Here is a 21,275-nt window from a genome sequence, read left to right as displayed (position 1 = left end):
AGCATGTGCTGCCGGGGGCGCCTCCTCGTTCACATCCGGTCCGGCCGTGGCCGGAGCCCGGTCAGATCAGGCCGAGCTCGCGGACCGCGTCGCGCTCCTCGGTCAGCTCCTGCACCGAGGCGTCGATGCGCGCACGGGAGAACTCGTTGATGTCCAGGCCCTGGACGATCTCGTACGTACCGTTCTTCGTGGTGACGGGGAACGAGGAGATGATGCCCTCGGGGACGCCGTAGGAGCCGTCCGACGGGATACCCATCGAGGTCCAGTCGCCCTCGGCGGTGCCGTTGACCCAGGTGTGCACGTGGTCGATGGCGGCGTTGGCGGCCGAGGCGGCCGAGGACGCGCCACGCGCCTCGATGATCGCGGCGCCACGCTTGGCCACGGTCGGAATGAAGGTGTCGGCCAGCCAGGCCTCGTCGTTGACGACCTCGGCGGCGTTCTTGCCCGCGATCTCCGCGTGGAAGATGTCCGGGTACTGGGTCGCCGAGTGGTTGCCCCAGATGGTCAGCCGCTTGATGTCGGAGACGGCGGCACCGGTCCGGGCGGCCAGCTGCGAGATCGCGCGGTTGTGGTCCAGACGGGTCATCGCGGTGAAGCGCTCGGCCGGTACGTCCGGGGCGGCGGCCTGCGCGATGAGCGCGTTGGTGTTGGCCGGGTTGCCGACGACGAGGACCTTGATGTCGTCCGCGGCGTTGTCGTTGATCGCCTTGCCCTGCGGCTTGAAGATGCCGCCGTTGGCGGAGAGCAGGTCGCCGCGCTCCATGCCCTTCGTGCGCGGGCGGGCGCCGACCAGGAGGGCGACGTTCGCGCCGGCGAAGCCGACGTTGGCGTCGTCCGTGATCTCGATGTTGCGCAGCAGCGGGAAAGCGCAGTCGTCGAGCTCCATCGCGGTGCCCTCGGCGGCCTTCAGACCCTGCGGGATCTCGAGGAGTCGCAGGTTGACCGGCACGTCCGGGCCGAGCAGGTGGCCGGAGGCGATGCGGAAGAGCAGCGCGTAGCCGATCTGGCCGGCTGCGCCGGTCACGGTGACATTCACGGGAGTGCGGGTCATGGCGATCTCCGTTAGACAGCTGGCGGTGGGGGTCCCTGCCCCTGGTGCTGGATATCTCTGAATCTTGATGTGAAGAGATATCCAGCGGTCAGGCTATCCGACCCCGGTCGCCCCGGCCGCCCACCCCCCTGTGGGACCGCACACAACCGGTCACGTACCGCAGCTGTCCGTCCGCCGTGATGCCCTACTCAGGTGTGGTGCAGCCCTCCGTACCGGAGGCGAGGGTCGCGCACGCCTTCGCGTCCGATGCCTTCTTCACCGCGACCATCGGGGTGTACGCATCCGCGTCCGCGTCCACCGTGCCGTCCTGCCCGCCCGCGCCCGCGCTGATCCGGACGGTGTCTCCGGGAGCGGCCTTCGTTATACGGGCCCACGCGGCCGCACAGGTCTTGCTGTAGCGGACCTCGACGAGACTGGTGCCCACCCTTGCCCTGGAGACCGTGCTCGCGAACTGGCCTCCGCAGCCCATGGCTTCCGGGTCCTGTCCGGTGCAGTCCGCACCGGTGCACTGGACTCCGGCCGGCAGCTCCGGCGCGGTGGTGCTCGGCTCGGCGGACGGGGTCGCGGTCTTCTTCCCACCGTCGTCCGCGCCCAGGTCGGTGAGCAGCACCGCGCCGGCTATCACCAGCAGAGCGCCCACCACACCCACGAGGAACATCGTCAGCTTGCGACGGCTGCCGGGCTGTCCGCCCCTGCCCGCACGCCGGGCCGGTGGCTGCGCCCCCGCGCCGGCGGAGTGGAATCCGTCCGCGGGGCCGACTCCGCCCGGGACACCGGCATCCGGTGCCGCCCCGTGCCTCGGCTGCTGCGGGATCCGCGGAACGGCTCCGCGCTGGACCGGTACGGACGGCGGACGGCCCGCGTCGCGCACGTCCTCGGGCCCGGGGGCGGTGGAGACCCCCGCGCCCGCCCGTCCGCCGGACCGGCTGCTCCGGCCGCCCGCGGGGGCCGAGGTCGGCCCGAGCTCGCCGAGCGCCGCACGCGCCTGCGAGATCCGTATGGCCTCCATCGTCATGTCGTGGCGCATCTCGGAGCGGCTCCAGGCACGCTCCGCCAGCTCCCACATGGTCGTCAGGTGGTTCTGATTGGTGCCTGTCACTTCGGCGAGCGCAACGATCGCTCCCTTGGGCGCGAGCAGCCTGCCGTTGAGATAACGCTCCCAGGACGTCTTGCTGTAGCCCGTGCGGTCAGCCACCGCGGCGATGCTCAGCCCGCTCCGGTCGACCAGCCGGCGCAGCTGGTTCGCGAACTCCTTGACCTGCGGGTCGAGTTCCTCCGGTAGTGCCTTCCAACGAGGCATTACTCCCCCCTCATCCAATTCCCCCGAACGTGCCCGACGCGCCCCCGCTCCGTGACACCGAGCCCTGACGCCCCACTCAGAACCGGCGGTCTTCCGCTTCTGAACTACCCACGAGGATGCACAAAGCCAAGGTGTCAGTTCCTCATAGGGGGGCGCATGGGTGCATTCGGCGCCACCGCACGCTCCGTCGTACGCCTGTGGCGTATGCCGGTTCAGTCTGCCATCGTTGCGCGGCGATCACACCGTGGCGGAATGGTCACTTCCGTGCCACAGGCCACTGCCATCCCTTGAACCGGACACCTCATGTCCATGACCCTGGAGGCAGGACGGGGCAAGGCCGCTCAAGTCACCGCATTCCGGCGTTTCTTGCTCCGGGACGTCCCGTCCGGTGTCCGTCCCTTCTCGGGGGAGGGGACGGACACCACAGGCTTCTAGCGGATGGTGAAGTGGACGACGTCCTCCAGGATGGGGACGTCCAGCCACGGCTCGGGCTGCGCCATCAGCGCGAGCAGGACGATCAGGGTGCCCATCAGGCCGTACGTGACGAGGTCGGTGAACCGGGACCGCACGGCCAGCATGCCGACCGAAGGAACCACCCAGCGCAGCACCGCCCCCGCGAGGAGGGCGATGCCCATCAGCATCGCGCCGATCCTGAAGGCTTCCGCGAAGGGATCGGCCCCCACGATCAGCAGCCCGACACCGGCGGTGCAGAGCACGGTGAGCAGCGGCCACTGCCGGGCGGGCGCGGGAGCGTCCCCCGGCGCGGCGCGGCCGCCGCCCTCGGGGCGGGCGGTGTCACGGGTCAGCGAGAAACGCCGCGAGGGCGCCCGGGTCGAGCCGCCACGGCCGGCGTCCGCCGGGGACGCCTCGTCGGACTCACCGGTCGAGGGCGCCTCGTCGGACTCACCGGCTGCCGGCGCCTCCTCGGACTCGGACTCACCGGCCGGCGCGACCGCCGGTGCTTCGTGGGACCCACCCGTTGCCTCGCCCGAACCTTCGGTCACCACCGCATCACCCGCACCGCTGGGCACAACCGCCTCGTCCGTTTCAACAGCCTCGTCGGCGTGCGCACCGTCCGCCGGACTCGTACCTGCACCCATGACGCTCCTACCGGCCCGGATCAGCCGGCGGAGACGGCAGAGGCCTCGGCCGCCGCACGCTCGGCCGCCTCGACCACGTTGACCAGCAACTGGGCACGGGTCATGGGTCCGACGCCGCCCGGGTTCGGGGCGACCCATGCGGCGACCTCGGCGACACCGGGGTGCACATCGCCGACGATCTTGCCGTTCTCGTCCCTGCTGACGCCGACGTCGAGCACGGCCGCGCCCGGCTTCACGTCCTCGGGCTTGATGAGGTGCGGCACACCGGCGGCGGCGACGATGATGTCGGCCTGCCTGAGGTGGGCCGAGAGATCACGCGTGCCGGTGTGGCACTGGGTGACGGTCGCGTTCTCGGACTTACGGGTCAGCAGCAGCGGGATCGAGCGGCCGATGGTGACACCGCGTCCGACGACCACCACGTGGGCACCGTTGATCTCCACACCGTGCTTGCGGAGCAGCGTGACGACACCCTGCGGGGTGCAGGGCAGCGGGCCGGTCTCGTTCAGCACGAGCTTGCCGAGACTCATGGGGTGCAGCCCGTCGGCGTCCTTCGCCGGGTCCATCAGCTCGAGGACACGGTTGGTGTCGATGCCCTTGGGGAGGGGGAGCTGCACGATGTAGCCGGTGCATTCGGGGTTGGCGTTGAGCTCCCGTACGACCTCCTCGATGTCCTCCTGGGTGGCGGTGTCGGGGAGTTCGCGCTGGATGGAGCCGATGCCGACCTGTGCGCAGTCACGGTGCTTGCCGTTGACGTACCACCGGCTGCCCGGGTCGTCCCCGACGAGCAGGGTTCCCAGGCCGGGGGTGATGCCCTGCGCCTTGAGGGCCGCCACGCGGACGGTCAGATCGGATTTGATCGCAGCTGCGGTGGCCTTGCCATCGAGAATCTGGGCAGTCATGACACCTATCCTCGCGGATGACCCCACCCGCATACCAATTCTGGGTTGCACCGTGGACACGAGGTTGCACTTGCACAACACATTCGCCCGTTGACTGGACAGAAAGCCGATGTCAGGACGACGATGAGGCGCGCAGTATCGCGGACAGTGTCGGGGGGACCAACCGTTTCGGATTGCGCATCGTTCCTCCGCCCGGACCGCGTCGTCCCCGCACATTTGCAACGGAGGAATTCCGCCATGAGCTTCGGCGACCCCAACAACCCCTACGGCCAGCAGCAGGGCCAGCAGCCGGGCGGGCAGCAGCCGGGCTACGGCTATCCGCAGCAGGCCCCCCAGGGCGTGCCGCAGCAGGGCTACGGCTACCCGCAGGCACCCCCCGTCCAGGCCGGCTACGGCGGCTTCCCCGGCATGCCCACGGAGATGCCCGGTGGCGTGAAGTCCGCGCGGGTCATGCTCTACGTGATCGCGGGCCTGCAGCTCATCGGCGCGATCATCTTCGCGATCGCCGCCGCGGCGGTGAACGCTGCCAAGAACGACGCCTCGCTGCAGGAGGACGTCCAGTTCCAGGAGCTCGCGGACTACTCGGGCAACGCCCTGTGGGGCATCGTCGCCTTCGCGGTCCTGTGGGGTGTCCTCGCCGTGTTCCTCGCCGTGAAGTTCGGCAGCGGCGGCAACGGCATCCGCATCACCGCGATGGTCTTCGGTGTGATCACCGCGATCCTCGGCATCTACCCCTTCATCGTGGTCGGCCTCGTCCACACCGTTCTGGCCATCCTCGTCGTCGTCTTCGTGGCGAAGTCCGACGGTGGCAGCTGGTTCAACCGCCAGCAGCAGCCGCAGTACTGATCTGCCGGGTGGGGTGCAGTCCCACCGACAAGGCCGCAGCTCCCGCGTTGCGCGGGGCCTGCGGCCTTCGGCGTTCCCGGGGCGTCGCGGCCGCGCTCAGGAGCGGAACCCGGACGGGGCCGGCGTGGTCCGCTCCATCACGACGAAGGACCCCGACCGGTGCTTGATCCGGTAGCGCGCCTCGGGATGGAGCTGCTGGGCGTACTTCACCGGATCGTCGATCGGCGTCGACCAGCCGAAGTCCAGGTTGATCGCCACGATGTCGGGAGCCGTACCCGGGGCGCCGCCGACCCAGTAGACCGTGCGGTCGCCGGTCAGGTGCGCCATCAGCGTGATGTCCGTCTCCACACGCGCACCCTTCGGGATGGCGTCCAGAGCCTCCTCGGCCGCCTCGACGCGCGCTTCGGAGCGGTAGAACTCCGGGCGCAGCAGGTCGCGCAGGGGAAGGTGCTGGGTGAGGGTCACCGCGATCGCCGCGGCCACGGGCACGGCGACGTTCGCGTACGCGAGGAGCCAGGGCCGTTCCGAGGCGCGGCTGCGGCGGATTCCGTCGGCCATCGCCAGGAAGACGACCGGCATGAGGATCGCGCTGTAGTGCCAGACCATGCCCCAGTGGTTGGAGTCCTGGGACAGCAGCCGCCAGCCGAGCGTGGGCAGGACGAGCAGCATCAGGGGTGAGCGCAGCGCCATGAAGGCGGTGATGCCGACCAGGAAGATCAGCATCTCCACCTTGACGGAGGAGTCGAGGACGCCGAGGACGGAGTCGAGCAGGGAGACTTCCTGCTCACCGTTCTTGTCGATCTTCTTCCAGTAGTCGTACGTCCCCGCGCTGCTGGCCGCCGGTATGAGGACGAGCACGGTCAGCGCGAACGCGAACACGCCGAACGCCGCCAGCAGCATGCCCTGGAGCCGTCGCCCGTAGAGGGCGAGGAGCGCGCCGACGACCGCGACGGTGATCCCGAGGTCCTCCTTGATGAGGACCAGGGGCAGCGCCCAGAGGACGGCGGCCGTCCAGCGCTGCAGGAGCAGCGCGCGGCAGACGAGGGCGATCAGTGGGACGGCGAACGCGATTTCGTGGAAGTCGGCCTTCACCGCCTCCTGGAGGCCCCAGGAGAGCCCGTACGCGACGGTGGCACAGAGACCGGAACGGCCGCCCAGGAGCTGCTGGACGGTGCGCCCGACGATGACCGCTGAGGCGGCGAACAGGGCGGCCTGGGCGAACAGCAGCGCGAGGGCGGACGGCCAGATCCAGTAGAGGGGGACGAGGAGCGCCACGACGGGGCTGAAGTGGTCGCCGAGTATCAGGTAGCCGGGGCCCTTGATGTTGACGACCGGGGCGTTCAGCCCGGCGTACGCGCGCACCTCCTGCTCGAAGATGCCCAGGTCCCAGGAGGGTGACTGGAAGTGGCTGTACCGCAGGTACGCGTAGAGGAAGTAGAGCGCGCACAGGAGTGCGGCCACGATCAGATAGGGGCGCAGCGGCCCGGGGCCCGACGGACCGCCGGCCGGCTCGGGGGCCGTTTCCGGCTGCTCCCGGCCGCCGGGCACGTCCGTGTCGCTCTGGTTCAGGTCAAGCACGATGCCCCCGCAACGGATTCCCTCGCTGGTCTCTGCCGGTCGTACCGGTCCAGCCACTACGGCCCGACAAGGCCATTCATTAGAACAGAGGGACGACTGATCTCCGTACGCCGGGACGCGGCACAGGCCGCACCCTGAGCGGGTGCGGCCTGTGCCGGATCACTGCGGGGTCATCAGTGGAAGAAGTGGCGCGTGCCCGTGAAGTACATGGTCACACCCGCCTTCTTCGCTGCCTCGATCACCAGTTCGTCGCGGACCGAGCCGCCCGGCTGGGCCACGGCCCTGATCCCGGCGGCGGTGAGAATCTCCAGACCGTCGGGGAAGGGGAAGAAGGCGTCCGACGCGGCGTACGCGCCGCGCGCCCGCTCCTCGCCTGCCCGCTCGACGGCGAGCTTGGCGGAGTCGACGCGGTTGACCTGGCCCATGCCGACGCCGACCGAGGCGCCGTCCTTGGCGAGCAGGATCGCGTTGGACTTGACCGCACGGCAGGCCTTCCACGCGAAGGCGAGCTCCCTGAGCTCGTCCGCGGAGAGGGCCTCGCCGGTCGCGAGGGTCCAGTTGGCCGGGTCGTCGCCGTCGGCCTGGAGCCGGTCGGTGACCTGGAGCAGCGCGCCGCCGTCGATGGGCTTCACCTCGAACGCGGTGGTCAGGGCGTCGGGGCAGCGCAGCACCCGGATGTTCTTCTTGCGGGCGAGGATCTCGACCGCGCCGTCCTCGTACGCCGGGGCGACGATGACCTCGGTGAAGATCTCCGCGACCTGCTCGGCCAGCGCCACGGTCACCGGACGGTTGACGGCGATGACACCGCCGAAGGCCGACAGCGGGTCGCAGGCGTGGGCGTTGCGGTGCGCCTCGGCGACGTCGTCCGCGATCGCGATGCCGCACGGGTTGGCGTGCTTGATGATCGCGACGCACGGCTCGGCGTGGTCGTACGCGGCCCGGCGCGCGGCGTCGGTGTCCGTGTAGTTGTTGTAGGACATCTCCTTGCCGTGCAGCTGCTCGGCCTCGGCGAGGCCGCCACCGCCGGAGGTGTAGAGCGCGGCGGGCTGGTGCGGGTTCTCGCCGTAGCGCAGGACGTTCTTGCGTACGAACGTGTCGCCGAGGAACTCGGGGAGGCCCGAGTCGTCCGAGGCCGCGTAGTCGTCCGCGAACCAGGAGGCGACGGCCACGTCGTACGCGGCGGTGTGCCGGAAGGCCTCGGCGGCGAGCCGCTTGCGGGCTGTCAGGTCGAAGCCGCCGGCCTTGACCGCGGCCAGGACGTCGGCGTAGCGCTCGGGGCTCGTCACGACCGCCACGGACGGGTGGTTCTTGGCGGCGGCGCGGACCATCGAGGGACCGCCGATGTCGATCTGCTCCACGCACTCGTCGTCGGACGCGCCGGAGGCGACGGTCTCCTTGAACGGGTACAGGTTGACGACCACGAGGTCGAACGGCTCCACGCCGAGCTCGGCGAGCTGCTCACGGTGGGCGTCCAGGCGCAGGTCCGCGAGGATGCCGGCGTGCACCCGGGGGTGCAGCGTCTTGACGCGGCCGTCGAGGCACTCGGGGAAGCCGGTGAGCTCCTCGACCTTGGTGACCGGCACCCCGGCTGCAGCGATCTTCCCGGCGGTGGAGCCGGTGGAGACCAGCTCGACACCCGCCTCGTGCAGACCGCGGGCGAGGTCCTCGAGCCCCGTCTTGTCGTAGACACTGACCAGAGCGCGGCGGATGGGCTTATTCACCGACATGACCGAGATGAACCTTTCGTCCCTCAATGCGATAGCCGTCGCGGGCGAGCCGCCCTACGGCCTCGACGAGCAGCTTGCGCTCGACTTCCTTGATGCGTTCGTGGAGGGCCCCTTCGCCCTCCGGGGTGTCCTCTTCGGTCACCTCGACCACGCCCTGCGCGATGATCGGACCGGTGTCGACGCCGTCGTCGACGAAGTGGACGGTGCACCCGGTGACCTTCACGCCGTACGCGAGCGCGTCGCGCACCCCGTGGGCACCGGGAAAGCTGGGGAGCAGGGCGGGGTGGGTGTTGATGAACCGGCCGCCGAACCCGGCGAGGAAGCCCTTGCCCACGATCTTCATGAAGCCGGCGGACACGACGAGGTCCGGGCGGTGCTCCGCCACTGCGTCGGTCAGCGCGACGTCCCACTCCTCGCGGGTCGCGTACTCGCCGACCTTGCACACGAACGTGGGGAGCCCGGCACGCTCGGCGCGCTCGAGTCCGAGGGTGCCGTAGCGGTCCGCGCCGACCGCGACGATCCGGGCGCCGTAGCCCTCGGGGTCGTCACCGATGGCGTCGAGCAGGGCTTGGAGGTTCGTGCCCGAGCCGGAGACCAGGACAACCAGACGGGCCGGAGCGGCGGAGGGGGGCGGGGAGGCCACAGCAGGGCCCTTTCTCGCGTGGTAAGGCAGGTGCGATGTACTGGAGTTGCATTTGTATGGTCGTACGAAAGAAGCTCGCCCCTCGATACGGGGAACTCTACGAACGGGCCGACCGTCAGCAACGATACCGGCACACCCAGCGGCCCCCACGGGACGGGGGCGTGGCCGGGAGGTAGCGTCAGGGGACAGGGAACCGTCCTCAGGGCGGAAATGACGAGATGGGGAAGACGTTCACCACATGCCGGACCGCCTCCGCACCTCCTTTGGCCACCCGCTGCCCGAGCGGGCCTTCACGCTGATGCGGGAACGCCAGTCCTCATCGCCGGACTCCTCCTCATCACCGGATTCCTCCGCGACAGGCTCATCCGACGCACCGGACTCCCCGTCGGCGCCGGGCTCCTCCGCCCCTTCCGACGACAACCCGTTCGCCGCCCCGCCCGAGGACCGGCCCGACCAGCCCTGGCAGCCGCGCCACCCGTCCCACGGCGCGGGAGGCAACGGAGGCAACGGAGGCAACGGAGGCAACGGAGGCAACGGAGGCAACAGCGGTAACGGCGAGGGGCCGTCCGACGACCGCCCCGTCTGGGGCAGCCAGTGGAGCGACCAGCAGCCGGGCCGGCAGAACGGCGGCTTCGGCAGCCGTCCCGGCGGCACCGGCGGGCAGGGCGGCCAGGGCGGAGGCCCCGAGGGCAACCCCGGCGGACTGCGCTGGGACCCGACCGACCCCGCGCAGCGCCGCGCCCGCTACGCGGTGCTGGGCGGCATGTGGGCGTTCTTCTTCGCCCTCTTCGACTTCCCCGAGATCGCGCTGCTCCTCGGCGCACTCGCTGTGTACTGGTCGGTCAGCGCCCTGCGCGCAGGACCGCGGAAGACCCCGGCACAGAGCGCCACCGGCGCGACCGCCACGACCGGTGATGCGGCCCCGGACCGTACCCCGGCACCCACCCCGCCCGCTGCTCCTCCCGTGGCCCCGCCCGTGGGTGCGCCGCAGAGCAGCGGCAGGCAGCAGACCACGGCAGCTGTCAGCGGTCTGGTCACCGCGCTGCTCGCCCTGCTGATCGTCGCCACGTCGTTCACGGTCCAGCTGGTCTACCGCGACTACTACACCTGCGTGAACGACGCCCTCACCAAGTCCGGCGCCCTGGCCTGCAACGACCTGCTGCCCGAGCCGCTGGAACCCTTCTTCGGCGTGAAGAAGTAACGCCCGGGGAAGCCGCCCGCTACGAAGCAGTCCCCCGGCCGGGTTCCGGGTGCCCCTGGGCATCCGGAACCCGGCCGGCCGGCGTTCCGTCACCCTTCACCGAGGGGCTGTCGCCACCGGGAACCGCGGGGAAGTCAGCCATCAGCCCGCCGGAGCTCTTCCGGAGCGAGGCCCAGCGCGCCTTCCTGGCACCGTCCTCGTGCCACGGGTCGGCGGGCAGGAACTCGTACGGTTCCGAGTCCGGGAGCCTGACTTCCGCCCTGTCCTCGCCGCCGCTCTTCCCCGTCGCCCTGTCGTCCCCTTTCCCGTCGGTCCGCTCCTCGGTCTCCTCCTCCGCACGCTCCACCGGATCCCTCCGCCACCCCCACGGGTGTTCCCGCAGCCGCCAGAACCTGAGCAGCAGCGCCACCGGTACGCCGATCACGGCTGTCCACGCCAACGCGGCCGGCCCCACCAGCCACCAGACGGGACCGAACTCCGCGAGCGCCCCCGTGCCCATCGGCCCGCCCGAGGCCGCGGCCAGTACCGCCGCGCCCGCTCCGCATCCGACAGCCCCCAGCACCGCCGCCAGCGCCGTGTCCCGTGGGCTCCAGGCCTCCTCGCGTACCCCGTCGTCGGGAACCGCCCCCCGCGCAGTGAAGCGGGCGACCGCGAACCCGGCAGCCACCGGCAACGCCACCGCCGCCCAGTTCGCGGCCGTTCCCGGCCCCGGGGACGGCACAGCGGCCAGCAGCGGGAAGTCGGGCAGCGCCGGATGCCCGGCGAAGGCGAGCGGGGTGGCCGTGGACGCCGTACCGAGGGCGAAACCCGGCCCGAGGCCGTACGCCGCACCCCACATCGCCGCATTCGGTACGAGGGCCAGCGCCAGCAGCAGGACGGCGACCCGGTCCGCCCAGTGGCCGGACAGCGCGAGGTAGGACTCCCGGGCCGCTCCCCCGTGCCACACCAGCGCCACGGCGACCATCAGGGCGCCCCCGCAGAGCAGCACCGTCACACCGGCCGCCGCCGAACGGAGGACCGCCTGCGCTCCCGCCCGGAACCGGGACCTGGCGACAGCCTCCTGCAGCCTCAGCGGCGCCCAGACCATCAGCGGACCCACCGGGCGCCCGCACGCCGTCCAGACCCCGGCCGCCGCCGCGCCGGCCACCACCACGGTCAGCGGAAAGGCGAGCGAGGTCCGCTCGGCAGGCAGCCCGCCACCCCGCGCGTACGCCGCCGCGGCCAGCGCCACCAGCAGATATCCGGCGGTCACCGCGAAGAACGCGCCGATGGCCGAATGCCTCACCACGGGGCCCTCCTCCGGTTCCGCGGAATCCCGTGCGGCCCGGTGGACCAGCCACACCGGCAGCACGACGAGGAGCAGCGGAACTGTCGCCACGGGGGCCGGGTTACCGCTCAGGGTGTCGGTCCTGACGAGCTCGGCACCGTGCGCGAGGAGCCACAGCCCGGTCGCCGCGTGGAGGGCCTCACCCGGGCCGCTGTCGGGGTACGGGGAGCTGATCCACAGCACCATGACCAGGACGGACAGCGAGCCGAGCCCGAGCCCCCCGGCGATCGCCCCGCGTACAAAGGCGGAGGCCAGTGCGGCCGACCTGCTCCGCTCGGCAGGCAACATCGGGCTGCGCTCGGTCACTTGGGTCACCCGGCCATGCTCCCAACGACACGCGCTTATTTCGTGTAACGGGCGAACGGCCGCTGTGTCGCTCAATATACGTTTATGTACTTTTTCACCCAGTGCAGTGTCGACGGGGGCCGGACATGACACGGAGCACCACCGGTCCGGTCACCGCCGCGCCGTTGCCCTCCCCCAAGGAGCGCCGACGGCTGCGTGAGGCAAGGGCACTGAGTGAGGAGCAGGTCGCAGCGGCCGTGGGCGTCACAGCGGCCACCGTCCGCGCCTGGGAGACGGGGCGCACCAGCCCACGGGGCCGCAAGCGCACCGCGTACTCCAGGCTGATCGGCTCCGCAGACACCCGCACGGGGCCGCAGGAACCGCCGCCCCCCACCGTCGAAGCCACCGGGAGCACCACCATGTCCCCGACCGAGCCCGGCACCGGAACCGGAACCGCCACAGGCACCGAGGCGGCTCCTGCCCCCTCCTCCCCACCACCCTCGGCACCGGCCCCGGCGGGGTTCACGGCCGCCGAAGAAGCGTTCGACTCCCTGTACGCACGCATCGCGCCGAGCCTCGTCCACCAGGCGTACCTGCTGACCGGTCGGCGGAATCTGTCCCAGGAGGCCGTGGAGCACGCCTTCCAGCTCGCCTGGCAGCGCTGGCCCGAGGTCGCCAGGGACCGCGACCCGGGCGGCTGGGTGCGCGCGGCGGCGTACGAGTACGCGATGTCCCCCTGGCACCGGCTGCGCCGCGCCCACCGCCACCCCGACGCGCTGCCCGAGGACCCGGGGCGGCGCGCACTGCTCGACGCGCTGCTCGCCATGCCTCCGGCGCACCGGCGCACCCTGCTGCTGTACGACGGTGTGGGCCTGGACCTGCCGGAGACCGCTGCCGAGACCGAGGCGAGCACCCCGGCGGCGGCGAGCCGGCTGCTGAACGCACGGGCCTCCATCGCCGAGCGGCTGCCCGAACTGGCGGATCCCGTGTCCCCCGGTGAGCAGTCCGCGCTGCTCCAGGAGCGGCTCGGCTCGCTCGCCCTGACCGAACAGGTGCCGGCACCGCCACCGGCCCGGACCGTCCGCAGGGGCAGCGAACGCAAGGCCGAACTCTGGACCCGGGCGGCGATCTGCTTCGCCGTGCTGCTCATCGGCACGACGGCGTTCACCCTGAAGACCGCTCCCACGCAGTACGAGCAGCCGATCGCGCCGGCCGAGCGGGTCGGCGGCGTCCCCCCGCGCGGCGGCCCGGAGAAACTGACCCCGCAGGATCTGGAGCTGCAGAAGGCGCTGCGGGGCGAGTTCGCGCACGGCCCGGAACGCCTGGTGCCGCGGATCCCCTGAGCGGATACGGCAACGGCTCGGGCCCGCACCCCTCGCAGGAGGAGTGCGGGCCCGAGCCGTTAACAGCGGTGACGCGGTGCCGCGGCGGACAGGCCACCGCGGCGCGCAATCAGCCGCCGAGGATCTCGCGCGCCAGCTTGGCGGTCTCGGTCGGCGTCTTGCCGACCTTCACGCCGGCGGCCTCGAGGGCCTCCTTCTTGGCGGCGGCGGTGCCGGAGGAGCCGGAGACGATGGCGCCTGCGTGGCCCATGGTCTTGCCCTCGGGGGCGGTGAAGCCCGCGACGTAACCGACGACCGGCTTCGTGACGTTCTTCGCGATGTAGTCGGCGGCACGCTCCTCGGCGTCGCCGCCGATCTCGCCGATCATCACGATGAGGTCGGTCTCGGGGTCCGCCTCGAACGCCGCGAGGGCGTCGATGTGCGTCGTACCGATGACCGGGTCGCCACCGATGCCGACGGCGGACGAGAAGCCGATGTCACGGAGCTCGTACATCATCTGGTAGGTCAGCGTGCCCGACTTGGACACGAGACCGATGCGGCCGGGCTTCGTGATGTCGCCCGGGATGATGCCGGCGTTGGACTGACCGGGGGTGATCAGGCCGGGGCAGTTCGGGCCGATGATCCGGGTCTTGTTGCCCTTCGAGCCGGCGTACGCCCAGAAGGCGGCCGAGTCGTGGACGGCGATGCCCTCGGTGATCACGACGGCCAGCGGAATCTCGGCGTCGATCGCCTCGACGACAGCGGCCTTGGCGAAGGCCGGCGGCACGAAGAGGACCGACACGTCGGCGCCCGTCTTCTCGATCGCCTCGGCGACGGACCCGAAGACGGGTACCTCGGTGCCGTCGAAGTCGACGGAGGTACCGGCCTTGCGCGGGTTCACGCCACCGACGATGTTGGTGCCGTCGGCCAGCATGAGCTTGGTGTGCTTCATGCCCGTGGCGCCGGTCATCCCCTGGACGATGACCTTGCTGTCCTTGGTGAGGAAGATAGCCATGGTGTTGGAGTCCCTCGTCCCTTACTTCGCAGCCGCGGCGAGCTCGGCGGCCTTGTCGGCCGCGCCGTCCATGGTGTCCACGCGCTGAACGAGCGGGTGGTTGGCGTCGGAGAGGATCTTGCGACCCAGCTCCGCGTTGTTGCCGTCGAGGCGCACGACGAGCGGCTTGGTGACCGCTTCGCCCTTGGACTTGAGCAGCTCAAGCGCCTGGACGATGCCGTTGGCGACCTCGTCGCACGCGGTGATGCCACCGAAGACGTTGACGAAGACGGACTTGACGTCCGGGTCGCCGAGGATGATCTCCAGGCCGTTCGCCATGACCTCTGCGGAGGCGCCGCCACCGATGTCGAGGAAGTTGGCGGGCTTCACGTTGCCGTGGTTCTCACCGGCGTACGCGACGACGTCCAGCGTCGACATGACCAGACCGGCACCGTTACCGATGATGCCGACCTCGCCCTCGAGCTTGACGTAGTTGAGGTTCTTGGCCTTGGCGGCAGCCTCGAGCGGGTTGGCCGCGGCCTTGTCCTCGAGGGCCTCGTGGCCGGGCTGACGGAAGTCGGCGTTCTCGTCGAGAGACACCTTGCCGTCCAGGGCCAGGATCCGGCCGTCCTTGGTCTTCACCAGCGGGTTGACCTCGACGAGGAGGGCGTCCTCGGCGACGAAGGTGTCCCACAGGGTGACCATGGCCTCGGCGACACCCTCGGCCACGTCGGCCGGGAACTTCGCCTGGGCCACGATCTCGCGGGCCTTCACGATGTCGACGCCGTCCACGGCGTTGACCGGGACCTTCGCGAGGGCCTCGGGGGTCTTCTCCGCGACCTCCTCGATGTCCATGCCGCCCTGCACCGAGGCCATGGCCAGGAAGGTGCGGTTGGTGCGGTCGAGGAGGTACGAGACGTAGTACTCCGCCTCGATCTCCGGGGAGAGCTCGGCGATCATCACGTTGTGGACCGTGTGGCCCTTGATGTCCATGCCGAGGATGTCGGTCGCACGGGCGACCGCCTCGTCGGGGTTGGCGGCCAGCTTGACGCCACCGGCCTTGCCGCGGCCGCCGACCTTCACCTGCGCCTTGACGACTGACTTGCCGCCCAGCCGCTCGGTCGCCTCGCGGGCTGCCTCAGGCGTGTCGATGACTTCACCGGCCAGCACCGGTACACCGTGCTTGGCGAAGAGGTCCCTCGCCTGGTACTCGAACAGGTCCACGCGCGTCCGTCCCTTTTAGTGGTCTCGCGGTTGGTTTTCTGCGTGGGCGTGCCGCGAGGGGCAACGTGACTGCGCGGTCACTAGGGAGGCGTACACGGTGTCCGGGTACGCGGCATGTCCATCCGGCAGGTTATCCCCGCGCTCCGCAGGACCCTAAATTGCAGATCACACCTGAGCGGTGATTACGGTCACAGATCGCGCTGGTAGCCGGGGTGTGAGGGACAAAACGGCATGTCCGCCCGGGTGCGAGGGCAGCGCCCGACCGGTGAGCGGGGATCCGGATCCGGTGAGCCGAGTACTCCGGAGCAGTGACGGACCGCTCCGGAGCGATGACGGATCACTCCGGATCCCCACGCTCCGCCCGGCATCCCTCAGACCGGGACCTCGCTGTCCGGTATCGGCAGAGGACGTTTCTCGATCGCCGCGGCCATCACCTCCGGAAAGAGATCCGGTGTGCAGGCGAAGGCCGGTGCGCCGAGCGCCCCCAGCGCCGCCGCGTGGTCCCGGTCGTAGGCGGGTGCGCCCTCGTCCGAGAGCGCGAGGAGCGTCACGAACTGCACGCCGGAAGCCTTCATGGCGGCGACCCGCTTGATCATCTCGTCACGGATGCCGCCCTCGTAGAGATCACTGATGAGCACGACGACGGTGTCGGCGGGCCGGGTGATCTTCGACTGGCAGTAGGCGAGCGCCCGGTTGATGTCCGTACCCCCGCCGAGCTGCACGCCGAACAGGACATCGACCGGGTCGTCGAGCTGGTCGGTGAGGTCGACGACGGCCGTGTCGAACACGACGAGCCTGGTCGCCAGCGTGCGCATGGAAGCGAGCACCGCTCCGAAGACCGAGGCGTGGACGACGGATGCCGCCATGGACCCCGACTGGTCGATGCAGAGGATGACGTCCTTCTTCACCGACTGCGCCGCCCGCCCGTATCCGATGAGGCGCTCGGGAACGATCGTGCGGTGTTCCGGCAGGTAGTTCTTGAGGTTGGCCCGGATGGTGCGGTCCCAGTCGATGTCCCGGTGCCGAGGCCGGCTGATCCGCGCCGAGCGGTCGAGCGCCCCGGTGAGCGTCGCTCTCGTACGGGTGGCCAGACGCTTCTCCAGATCCTCGACGACCTTGCGGACGACCGCGCGTGCCGTCTCCTTCGTCGTCTCGGGCATGGCCTTGCTGAGCGAGAGCAGCGTGCCGACGAGGTGGACGTCCGGCTCGACGGCCTCCAGCATCTCCGGCTCCAGGAGCAGGGCGGACAGTCCGAGGCGGTCGATCGCGTCGCGCTGCATGATCTGGACGACGGAGCTCGGGAAGTAGGTGCGGATGTCTCCGAGCCAGCGGGCGACGGAGGGCGCGGACGCCCCGAGTCCCGCGGAGCGCTCGTTGCCGCCCCGGCTGCCCGGCTTCTTCCCACCGCCGTACAGCGCGGTCAGCGCACCGTCCATCGCGACATCGCGGCCGGCGAGCGTGCAGCCCGTGCTCTCGGCGCTGTCCGCGCCGAGCACCATGCGCCAGCGGCGCAGCCGCTCCTCCCCGTCGCCCGCAGCTGCTGTCATCGCCCTCTCCCCTTCTCCGGTCCTCGCTGTGTCCGTGGTCATCCGGCAGCCGCCCGTTCCGCTCCCGGGCCGGTCCCAGGGCCGGGGCCGGCTGCGGTCCCGAGCAGCAGCCGGAGCACCGGAACGACCGCGTCCGCGCGCTCCGCATCCAGTCCGGCGCCGAAGCCCGGTGCGGCCGCCTCCGCACCGCCGTGCGCCCTCGCGGGGTCCGGGCCCCGGCGGACGAGCTCGCCCAGGGTGCGCCGTACGCCGGGGTCGTAGGCCGAGAACGTACGGCGCAGCAGCGGCAGTACGTCCGTGAACATCTCCGCCGGTACGCCCGTCAGCCAGGCGTCCACGAGCCCGAGGAGCCGTTCGTCGTGGACGAGCAGCATGCCGCCGCCCGCCGCCCCGCCGACGAAGCCCTCGATCCAGGCGGCCGCGTCGGCCGGTGGTGTGCCGGGCGAGAGGGCCAGCCCCATCAGCCGGGCCGCGTCGTCCTCGGCGAGCCGCCCGTCATCGAGCAGCAGGCGCGTGGCACGCCCCCGGATGACGCCCGCGACCGTGTCCCTGGCGGACAGCCTGTGCAGAACACCGGCCCAGCGCTCCCGCAGCCCCTGGGCGGACACGGCTCCTCCGGCGAGCAGGCCGATCGCCGTGTGCACACCGTCGACCTGGCGGTGCAGCTGCGCCGCGCCGTCCGCGTCGAGACCGGTGCACGCGGGCGGCAGACCCACGCAGATCCGCTCGGCGAGACCGACGGCGACCTCTGCCAGGGCGGCCGTGTCCGTGGACCGCACGTCCCCGTACCGCAGGGAGCGGGCCAGGGCCGGGAGCGCGTCGGCGAGGTGGCCCACGTCCGCGTCGAGGGCGGCGCGGTCGGCGAGGGCCTTCATCACGACGGGCAACGCATCGGGGAGGTCCGCCAGCAGGCACCGCTCCGCGAGCGCGGTCACGTCGGCGAGGGCGGTCGCCGAGACGGCGTCCGACTCGGTCCGGGCGGTCGCGGCGGAGAGCACCGTGGTGCCCCACACCCCGGCCTCCGCGATCCGTACGAACAGCTCGGGCTCCCAGCGCAGTCGCCAGCTCTCCCGGAACGTCCCCGTACTCCCCCGGCCCGCGGCGGGATCGCCCCAGCCGACTCCGAGGAGTCCCAGCCGGTGCAGCAGTCTGCTGCGGGCCGCGTCGGTCTCCTTGCGCAGGTCGAGGTCCAGCTCACGCTCCTGCGCCTCCGGTTTGAGCCGGAGGGTGCGCTGCAGGCGCGTCAGGTCTCGCTGGAGGGGCACGGCGGGCGCGCTGTCGGGTACCTCGCCGAGGGTCTCCCCGACGACCAGCCGGTCGTGCACGAGGGCGAGCGGCACGTCGGACCCCTCGCACATGACGGCCCGGACCGCGTCGGTGGCCTCGGCCAGTCCGGCGAGCGGGCGGCCCCTCATGGCGGCCAGCGCCCCGGCGAGCCGGACGGCCTCGATGACATGGGCGGAGGAGACGAACCTGTCCTCCTCGCGCAGGAGTCCGGCCACCTTCGTCATCCATCGCTCGATGGGCCGGTCGGGCGCGCCGAACAGATGCCCGTACCAGCCGGGGGAGTCGATCCCCGCGCCGTATCCGCTGTGCCGGGCGAGTCTGCGGTGGGTCCACGGCACCCAGGTCAGCTCGGTCCTGACCTTGGGAATCCCCTTCAGGAGTGCCCTGTCGGCGGCGACTGTCGTCCTCGCGGCCAGCGCGGGGACATGCCAGGCACCGCAGACGACGGCGATGTCGTCACCGAACTCCTTGCGCGCGGTGCGCAGCTGAAGGCGCATGTACGCCTCCCGTACGGCGTCCCGGGGGTGCCCTCCGTCCCCGTACGCCTCGCGCAGCGCCGTCATCGCCTCGGCGAGCGCCTCGAAGGGCGCCCGCGGGTCTTCCGGAGCGTCGCCGTTGCCACGGTGCTCGACGACGTCCTCCCACCAGCGCTCCGGGTCGTCGTAGCCGGCGGTCCGGGCGAGGACACCGATCGGATCGATGACCTGGGCATCGCCCGGCCGGCTCTCCGGCTGCTCGGCCTGATCCGTCCGCTCGTTCTGCTCCGTCCGCTCGCCCTGTTCCGTCCGCTCGTTCTGCTCCGTCATGGCCAGGGAATGCGCGGCGGGAAGGTCCACGAAGCGCACCGGGACCTCGTGCGCGAGCGCCCACCGGATCGCGACCCACTCGGGTGAGAACTCGGCCAGCGGCCAGAACGCGGTGCGCCCCGGGTCGTCCACGGCATGGGCGAGCAGCGCGACGGGCGGCCGCATCTGCTCGTCGGCGGCGAGCGCCAGCAGCGCGTCACCCTCGGGCGGTCCTTCGATGAGCACGGCATGCGGCTGCGCGCAGTCCAGGGCGGCCCGGACCGCTCTGGCGGATCCGGGCCCGTGATGACGGACCCCCAGCAGCAGCGGGCCGCCCGCGCGTTCCCGCACGGCCGGACGGAGGGCGGCCGTCATACGGAGACCTCGCGGCAGGCGCGGTAGAAGTCCTTCCAGCCGTCCCGCTCGCGGACCACGGTCTCCAGGTACTCCTGCCAGACCACCCGGTCCGCTGCGGGGTCCCTGACGACCGCGCCGAGGATGCCTGCCGCGACGTCGCCGGGGCGCAGCACACCGTCGCCGAAGTGGGCGGCGAGCGCGAGCCCGTTGGTGACGACGGAGATGGCCTCGGCCGTGGACAGGGTCCCCGACGGGGACTTGAGCTTGGTGCGGCCGTCCGTGGTGACGCCGTCGCGCAGCTCCCGGAAGACCGTGACGACGCGCCTGATCTCGGCCATGCCGTCGGGGGCCGCGGGCAGGTCGAGCGAGCGCCCGATCTGGTCGACGCGCCGGGAGACGATGTCCACTTCGGCATCGGGTGTCGCGGGCAGGGGCAGCACGACGGTGTTGAACCGGCGGCGCAGTGCGCTGGAGAGCTCGTTGACGCCGCGGTCGCGGTCGTTGGCCGTGGCGATGAGGTTGAACCCGCGGACGGCCTGGACCTCCTGTCCCAGCTCGGGAACGGGGAGTGTCTTCTCCGAAAGGATCGTGATCAGCGCGTCCTGCACGTCGGCGGGAATGCGGGTCAGCTCCTCGACCCGGGCGGTCATCCCGTCGGACATGGCCCGCATGACCGGGCTCGGCACCAGTGCGTCACGGCTGGGACCGTGTGCGAGCAACTGCGCGTAGTTCCAGCCGTAGCGAACGGCTTCCTCCGGTGTCCCCGCCGTGCCCTGGACGAGCAGCGTCGAGTCTCCGCTGACCGCGGCGGCGAGATGCTCGGACACCCACGTCTTGGCGGTGCCCGGCACTCCCAGGAGGAGCAGGGCCCGGTCGGTGGCGAGCGTGGTCACGGCGACTTCGACGAGGCGCCGGGGGCCCACGTACTTCGGCGTGATCAGTGTCCCGTCCGGGAGCGTCCCGCCGAGCAGATAGGTGGCGACGGCCCACGGCGACAGGCGCCAACGGACCGGCCTGGGGCGGTCGTCGGCAGCGGCGAGCGCCTTGAGCTCGTCGGCGAAGGCGTCCTCGGCGTGCGGCCTCAGGGCCTCGCCGCCGGCCTCTGCGGCGGCGACAGCGGTGCGTACGGACACGGTCATGGATCCCCCTCCAGATCGTTCGACCCGATGTGGTTTCCACCGTGCACCATGCCACTGACAATCGGCCCCGCCACCGGGGCCGGGGCCGATTCCCGGTAGCCGACTGCGGCTGACCGACAGCCGGTTGCCGGCCCGCGGACAGGGCCGGGGAGGGTCAGCCGGTGACCGGCGAGACCGCGACGCAGCCGCCGCCCGTCAGGAGCGCCTCGCCCTTCGCCTCCTCGACGACCTTGCCCTTGTACGTGATCGTGCAGGCGATGTCGGCCGCGCCCCCGTCCAGGGCGATCGGCATGACGGCGGACGGCATGATGCCCCGCAGCGTGACGGTCTTCCTCCACGGCAGCGTGGGCGACTTGACGGTCTCGATCTTCGGTTCCATGGCCTTGCCCCCGCCGCCGTGGAACTGGATCTCGTCGACGGTGGTGCCGGTGACCTCGTAGGTCACCTCGTAGGTCTCGTCCACGGCCTCATCGACCGCCTCGCCGACCGACCTGTCCACGGATTCGGAACAGGCGACCATGCCGAGTGCGAGACCGCCGGCAACGGCGGCGCACACGACGGCTCGAACAAGACGGATGCGTCCGAGATGAGCAGAGCGAGTCATGCGATTCATACGGAATCCCCCGAGTTGGTTCCCTCACACCCTCATTCGTAGAGAAGCGC

17 protein-coding genes are annotated in these 21,275 nt (G+C 71.2%); 3 read left to right on the top strand and 14 right to left on the bottom strand.

Annotation, left to right across the window (positions count from 1 at the left end):
- Positions 1–61 precede the first annotated feature (61 nt).
- The 4 genes from ACFQ6X_RS16040 to ACFQ6X_RS16025 form a co-directional block, all read right to left on the bottom strand.
- Entirely contained in the window at positions 62–1,051 is a 990-nt protein-coding gene (locus ACFQ6X_RS16040; RefSeq protein ID WP_383181823.1) for a malate dehydrogenase, read from the bottom strand.
- A 184-nt stretch (positions 1,052–1,235) separates the two neighbouring features.
- Positions 1,236–2,351, bottom strand: coding sequence for an XRE family transcriptional regulator (locus ACFQ6X_RS16035; protein ID WP_383181821.1), 1,116 nt, complete (start codon positions 2,349–2,351; stop codon positions 1,236–1,238).
- Between the two features lie 431 nt (positions 2,352–2,782).
- Positions 2,783–3,451 (bottom strand): DUF3017 domain-containing protein, encoded by a 669-nt coding sequence (locus ACFQ6X_RS16030; RefSeq protein ID WP_383181817.1) that lies wholly within the window; start codon positions 3,449–3,451, stop codon positions 2,783–2,785.
- Between the two features lie 20 nt (positions 3,452–3,471).
- A complete protein-coding gene (locus ACFQ6X_RS16025) occupies positions 3,472–4,350 on the bottom strand; it encodes a bifunctional methylenetetrahydrofolate dehydrogenase/methenyltetrahydrofolate cyclohydrolase (protein WP_383181815.1) in 879 nt (292 codons plus the stop codon).
- A 237-nt stretch (positions 4,351–4,587) separates the two neighbouring features.
- Between ACFQ6X_RS16025 and ACFQ6X_RS16020 the strand changes: the two genes are divergently transcribed.
- Positions 4,588–5,196: a hypothetical protein gene (locus ACFQ6X_RS16020; RefSeq protein ID WP_383181813.1), complete on the top strand. Its 609-nt coding sequence runs from the start codon at positions 4,588–4,590 to the stop codon at positions 5,194–5,196.
- Positions 5,197–5,292: 96 nt separating this feature from the next.
- On the opposite strand, the gene ACFQ6X_RS16015 is transcribed toward ACFQ6X_RS16020, so the two are convergent.
- The 3 genes from ACFQ6X_RS16015 to purN form a co-directional block, all read right to left on the bottom strand.
- Positions 5,293–6,774, bottom strand: a complete 1,482-nt coding sequence (locus tag ACFQ6X_RS16015; protein WP_383181810.1) for a DUF2079 domain-containing protein — start codon at positions 6,772–6,774, stop codon at positions 5,293–5,295.
- Between the two features lie 173 nt (positions 6,775–6,947).
- Positions 6,948–8,501 (bottom strand): bifunctional phosphoribosylaminoimidazolecarboxamide formyltransferase/IMP cyclohydrolase, encoded by a 1,554-nt coding sequence (gene purH, locus ACFQ6X_RS16010; protein ID WP_383181807.1) that lies wholly within the window; start codon positions 8,499–8,501, stop codon positions 6,948–6,950.
- Complete coding sequence (purN, locus tag ACFQ6X_RS16005) at positions 8,488–9,144, bottom strand: phosphoribosylglycinamide formyltransferase (RefSeq protein WP_383181804.1); 657 nt, start codon at positions 9,142–9,144, stop codon at positions 8,488–8,490. Before purN ends, purH begins: the two co-directional genes overlap by 14 nt.
- Before the next feature lie 238 nt (positions 9,145–9,382).
- Between purN and ACFQ6X_RS16000 the strand changes: the two genes are divergently transcribed.
- The gene (locus tag ACFQ6X_RS16000) at positions 9,383–10,345 is read left to right on the top strand and encodes a hypothetical protein (protein WP_383181802.1); all 963 of its coding nucleotides are present in this window, start codon (positions 9,383–9,385) and stop codon (positions 10,343–10,345) included.
- A 19-nt stretch (positions 10,346–10,364) separates the two neighbouring features.
- Here the strand turns inward: ACFQ6X_RS16000 and ACFQ6X_RS15995 are convergent, their stop codons facing one another.
- Positions 10,365–11,978 carry a DUF6350 family protein gene (locus ACFQ6X_RS15995; RefSeq protein ID WP_383181836.1) on the bottom strand — a complete coding sequence of 538 codons (1,614 nt, stop codon included), beginning with the start codon at positions 11,976–11,978 and terminating at the stop codon, positions 10,365–10,367.
- A gap of 125 nt (positions 11,979–12,103) precedes the next feature.
- Here ACFQ6X_RS15995 and ACFQ6X_RS15990 point away from each other — a divergent pair, with 125 nt between their 5' ends.
- A complete protein-coding gene (locus ACFQ6X_RS15990) occupies positions 12,104–13,300 on the top strand; it encodes a helix-turn-helix domain-containing protein (RefSeq protein ID WP_383181799.1) in 1,197 nt (398 codons plus the stop codon).
- A gap of 109 nt (positions 13,301–13,409) precedes the next feature.
- Here ACFQ6X_RS15990 and sucD read toward each other — a convergent pair whose 3' ends face one another.
- From sucD to ACFQ6X_RS15960, 6 genes are all read right to left on the bottom strand, one after another.
- Positions 13,410–14,294 (bottom strand): succinate--CoA ligase subunit alpha, encoded by an 885-nt coding sequence (gene sucD, locus ACFQ6X_RS15985; RefSeq protein ID WP_329208168.1) that lies wholly within the window; start codon positions 14,292–14,294, stop codon positions 13,410–13,412.
- A 21-nt stretch (positions 14,295–14,315) separates the two neighbouring features.
- The gene (gene sucC, locus ACFQ6X_RS15980) at positions 14,316–15,497 is read right to left on the bottom strand and encodes an ADP-forming succinate--CoA ligase subunit beta (RefSeq protein ID WP_351175202.1); all 1,182 of its coding nucleotides are present in this window, start codon (positions 15,495–15,497) and stop codon (positions 14,316–14,318) included.
- Between the two features lie 371 nt (positions 15,498–15,868).
- Positions 15,869–17,044: a VWA domain-containing protein gene (locus ACFQ6X_RS15975; RefSeq protein WP_383181795.1), complete on the bottom strand. Its 1,176-nt coding sequence runs from the start codon at positions 17,042–17,044 to the stop codon at positions 15,869–15,871.
- Positions 17,045–17,082: 38 nt separating this feature from the next.
- Positions 17,083–19,491 (bottom strand): DUF5682 family protein, encoded by a 2,409-nt coding sequence (locus tag ACFQ6X_RS15970; protein ID WP_383181792.1) that lies wholly within the window; start codon positions 19,489–19,491, stop codon positions 17,083–17,085.
- Positions 19,488–20,612 (bottom strand): AAA family ATPase, encoded by a 1,125-nt coding sequence (locus ACFQ6X_RS15965; RefSeq protein ID WP_351175208.1) that lies wholly within the window; start codon positions 20,610–20,612, stop codon positions 19,488–19,490. Before ACFQ6X_RS15965 ends, ACFQ6X_RS15970 begins: the two co-directional genes overlap by 4 nt.
- Before the next feature lie 154 nt (positions 20,613–20,766).
- On the bottom strand, positions 20,767–21,225 hold the full coding sequence (locus tag ACFQ6X_RS15960) for an MmpS family transport accessory protein (protein WP_383181789.1): 459 nt from the start codon (positions 21,223–21,225) through the stop codon (positions 20,767–20,769).
- Positions 21,226–21,275 lie beyond the last annotated feature (50 nt).

The sequence above is a fragment of the Streptomyces sp. NPDC056452 genome (assembly GCF_042796085.1).
GTDB lineage: Bacteria > Actinomycetota > Actinomycetes > Streptomycetales > Streptomycetaceae > Streptomyces.
Note: the sequence above shows the minus strand (reverse complement) of the source record. Positions and strands in the feature narration are given on the sequence as shown.

Excerpts from the sequence above, each read along its gene's own strand:
- ACFQ6X_RS16040 (WP_383181823.1), bottom strand. The coding sequence starts at position 1,051 with ATGACCCGCACTCCCGTGAATGTCACCGTGACCGGCGCAGCCGGCCAG.
- ACFQ6X_RS16035 (WP_383181821.1), bottom strand. The coding sequence starts at position 2,351 with ATGCCTCGTTGGAAGGCACTACCGGAGGAACTCGACCCGCAGGTCAAG.
- ACFQ6X_RS16030 (WP_383181817.1), bottom strand. The coding sequence starts at position 3,451 with ATGGGTGCAGGTACGAGTCCGGCGGACGGTGCGCACGCCGACGAGGCT.
- ACFQ6X_RS16025 (WP_383181815.1), bottom strand. The coding sequence starts at position 4,350 with ATGACTGCCCAGATTCTCGATGGCAAGGCCACCGCAGCTGCGATCAAA.
- ACFQ6X_RS16020 (WP_383181813.1), top strand. The coding sequence starts at position 4,588 with ATGAGCTTCGGCGACCCCAACAACCCCTACGGCCAGCAGCAGGGCCAG.
- purH (WP_383181807.1), bottom strand. The coding sequence starts at position 8,501 with ATGTCGGTGAATAAGCCCATCCGCCGCGCTCTGGTCAGTGTCTACGAC.
- ACFQ6X_RS16000 (WP_383181802.1), top strand. The coding sequence starts at position 9,383 with ATGCCGGACCGCCTCCGCACCTCCTTTGGCCACCCGCTGCCCGAGCGG.
- ACFQ6X_RS15990 (WP_383181799.1), top strand. The coding sequence starts at position 12,104 with ATGACACGGAGCACCACCGGTCCGGTCACCGCCGCGCCGTTGCCCTCC.
- sucD (WP_329208168.1), bottom strand. The coding sequence starts at position 14,294 with ATGGCTATCTTCCTCACCAAGGACAGCAAGGTCATCGTCCAGGGGATG.
- ACFQ6X_RS15975 (WP_383181795.1), bottom strand. The coding sequence starts at position 17,044 with ATGACAGCAGCTGCGGGCGACGGGGAGGAGCGGCTGCGCCGCTGGCGC.
- ACFQ6X_RS15970 (WP_383181792.1), bottom strand. The coding sequence starts at position 19,491 with ATGACGGCCGCCCTCCGTCCGGCCGTGCGGGAACGCGCGGGCGGCCCG.
- ACFQ6X_RS15965 (WP_351175208.1), bottom strand. The coding sequence starts at position 20,612 with ATGACCGTGTCCGTACGCACCGCTGTCGCCGCCGCAGAGGCCGGCGGC.
- ACFQ6X_RS15960 (WP_383181789.1), bottom strand. The coding sequence starts at position 21,225 with ATGAATCGCATGACTCGCTCTGCTCATCTCGGACGCATCCGTCTTGTT.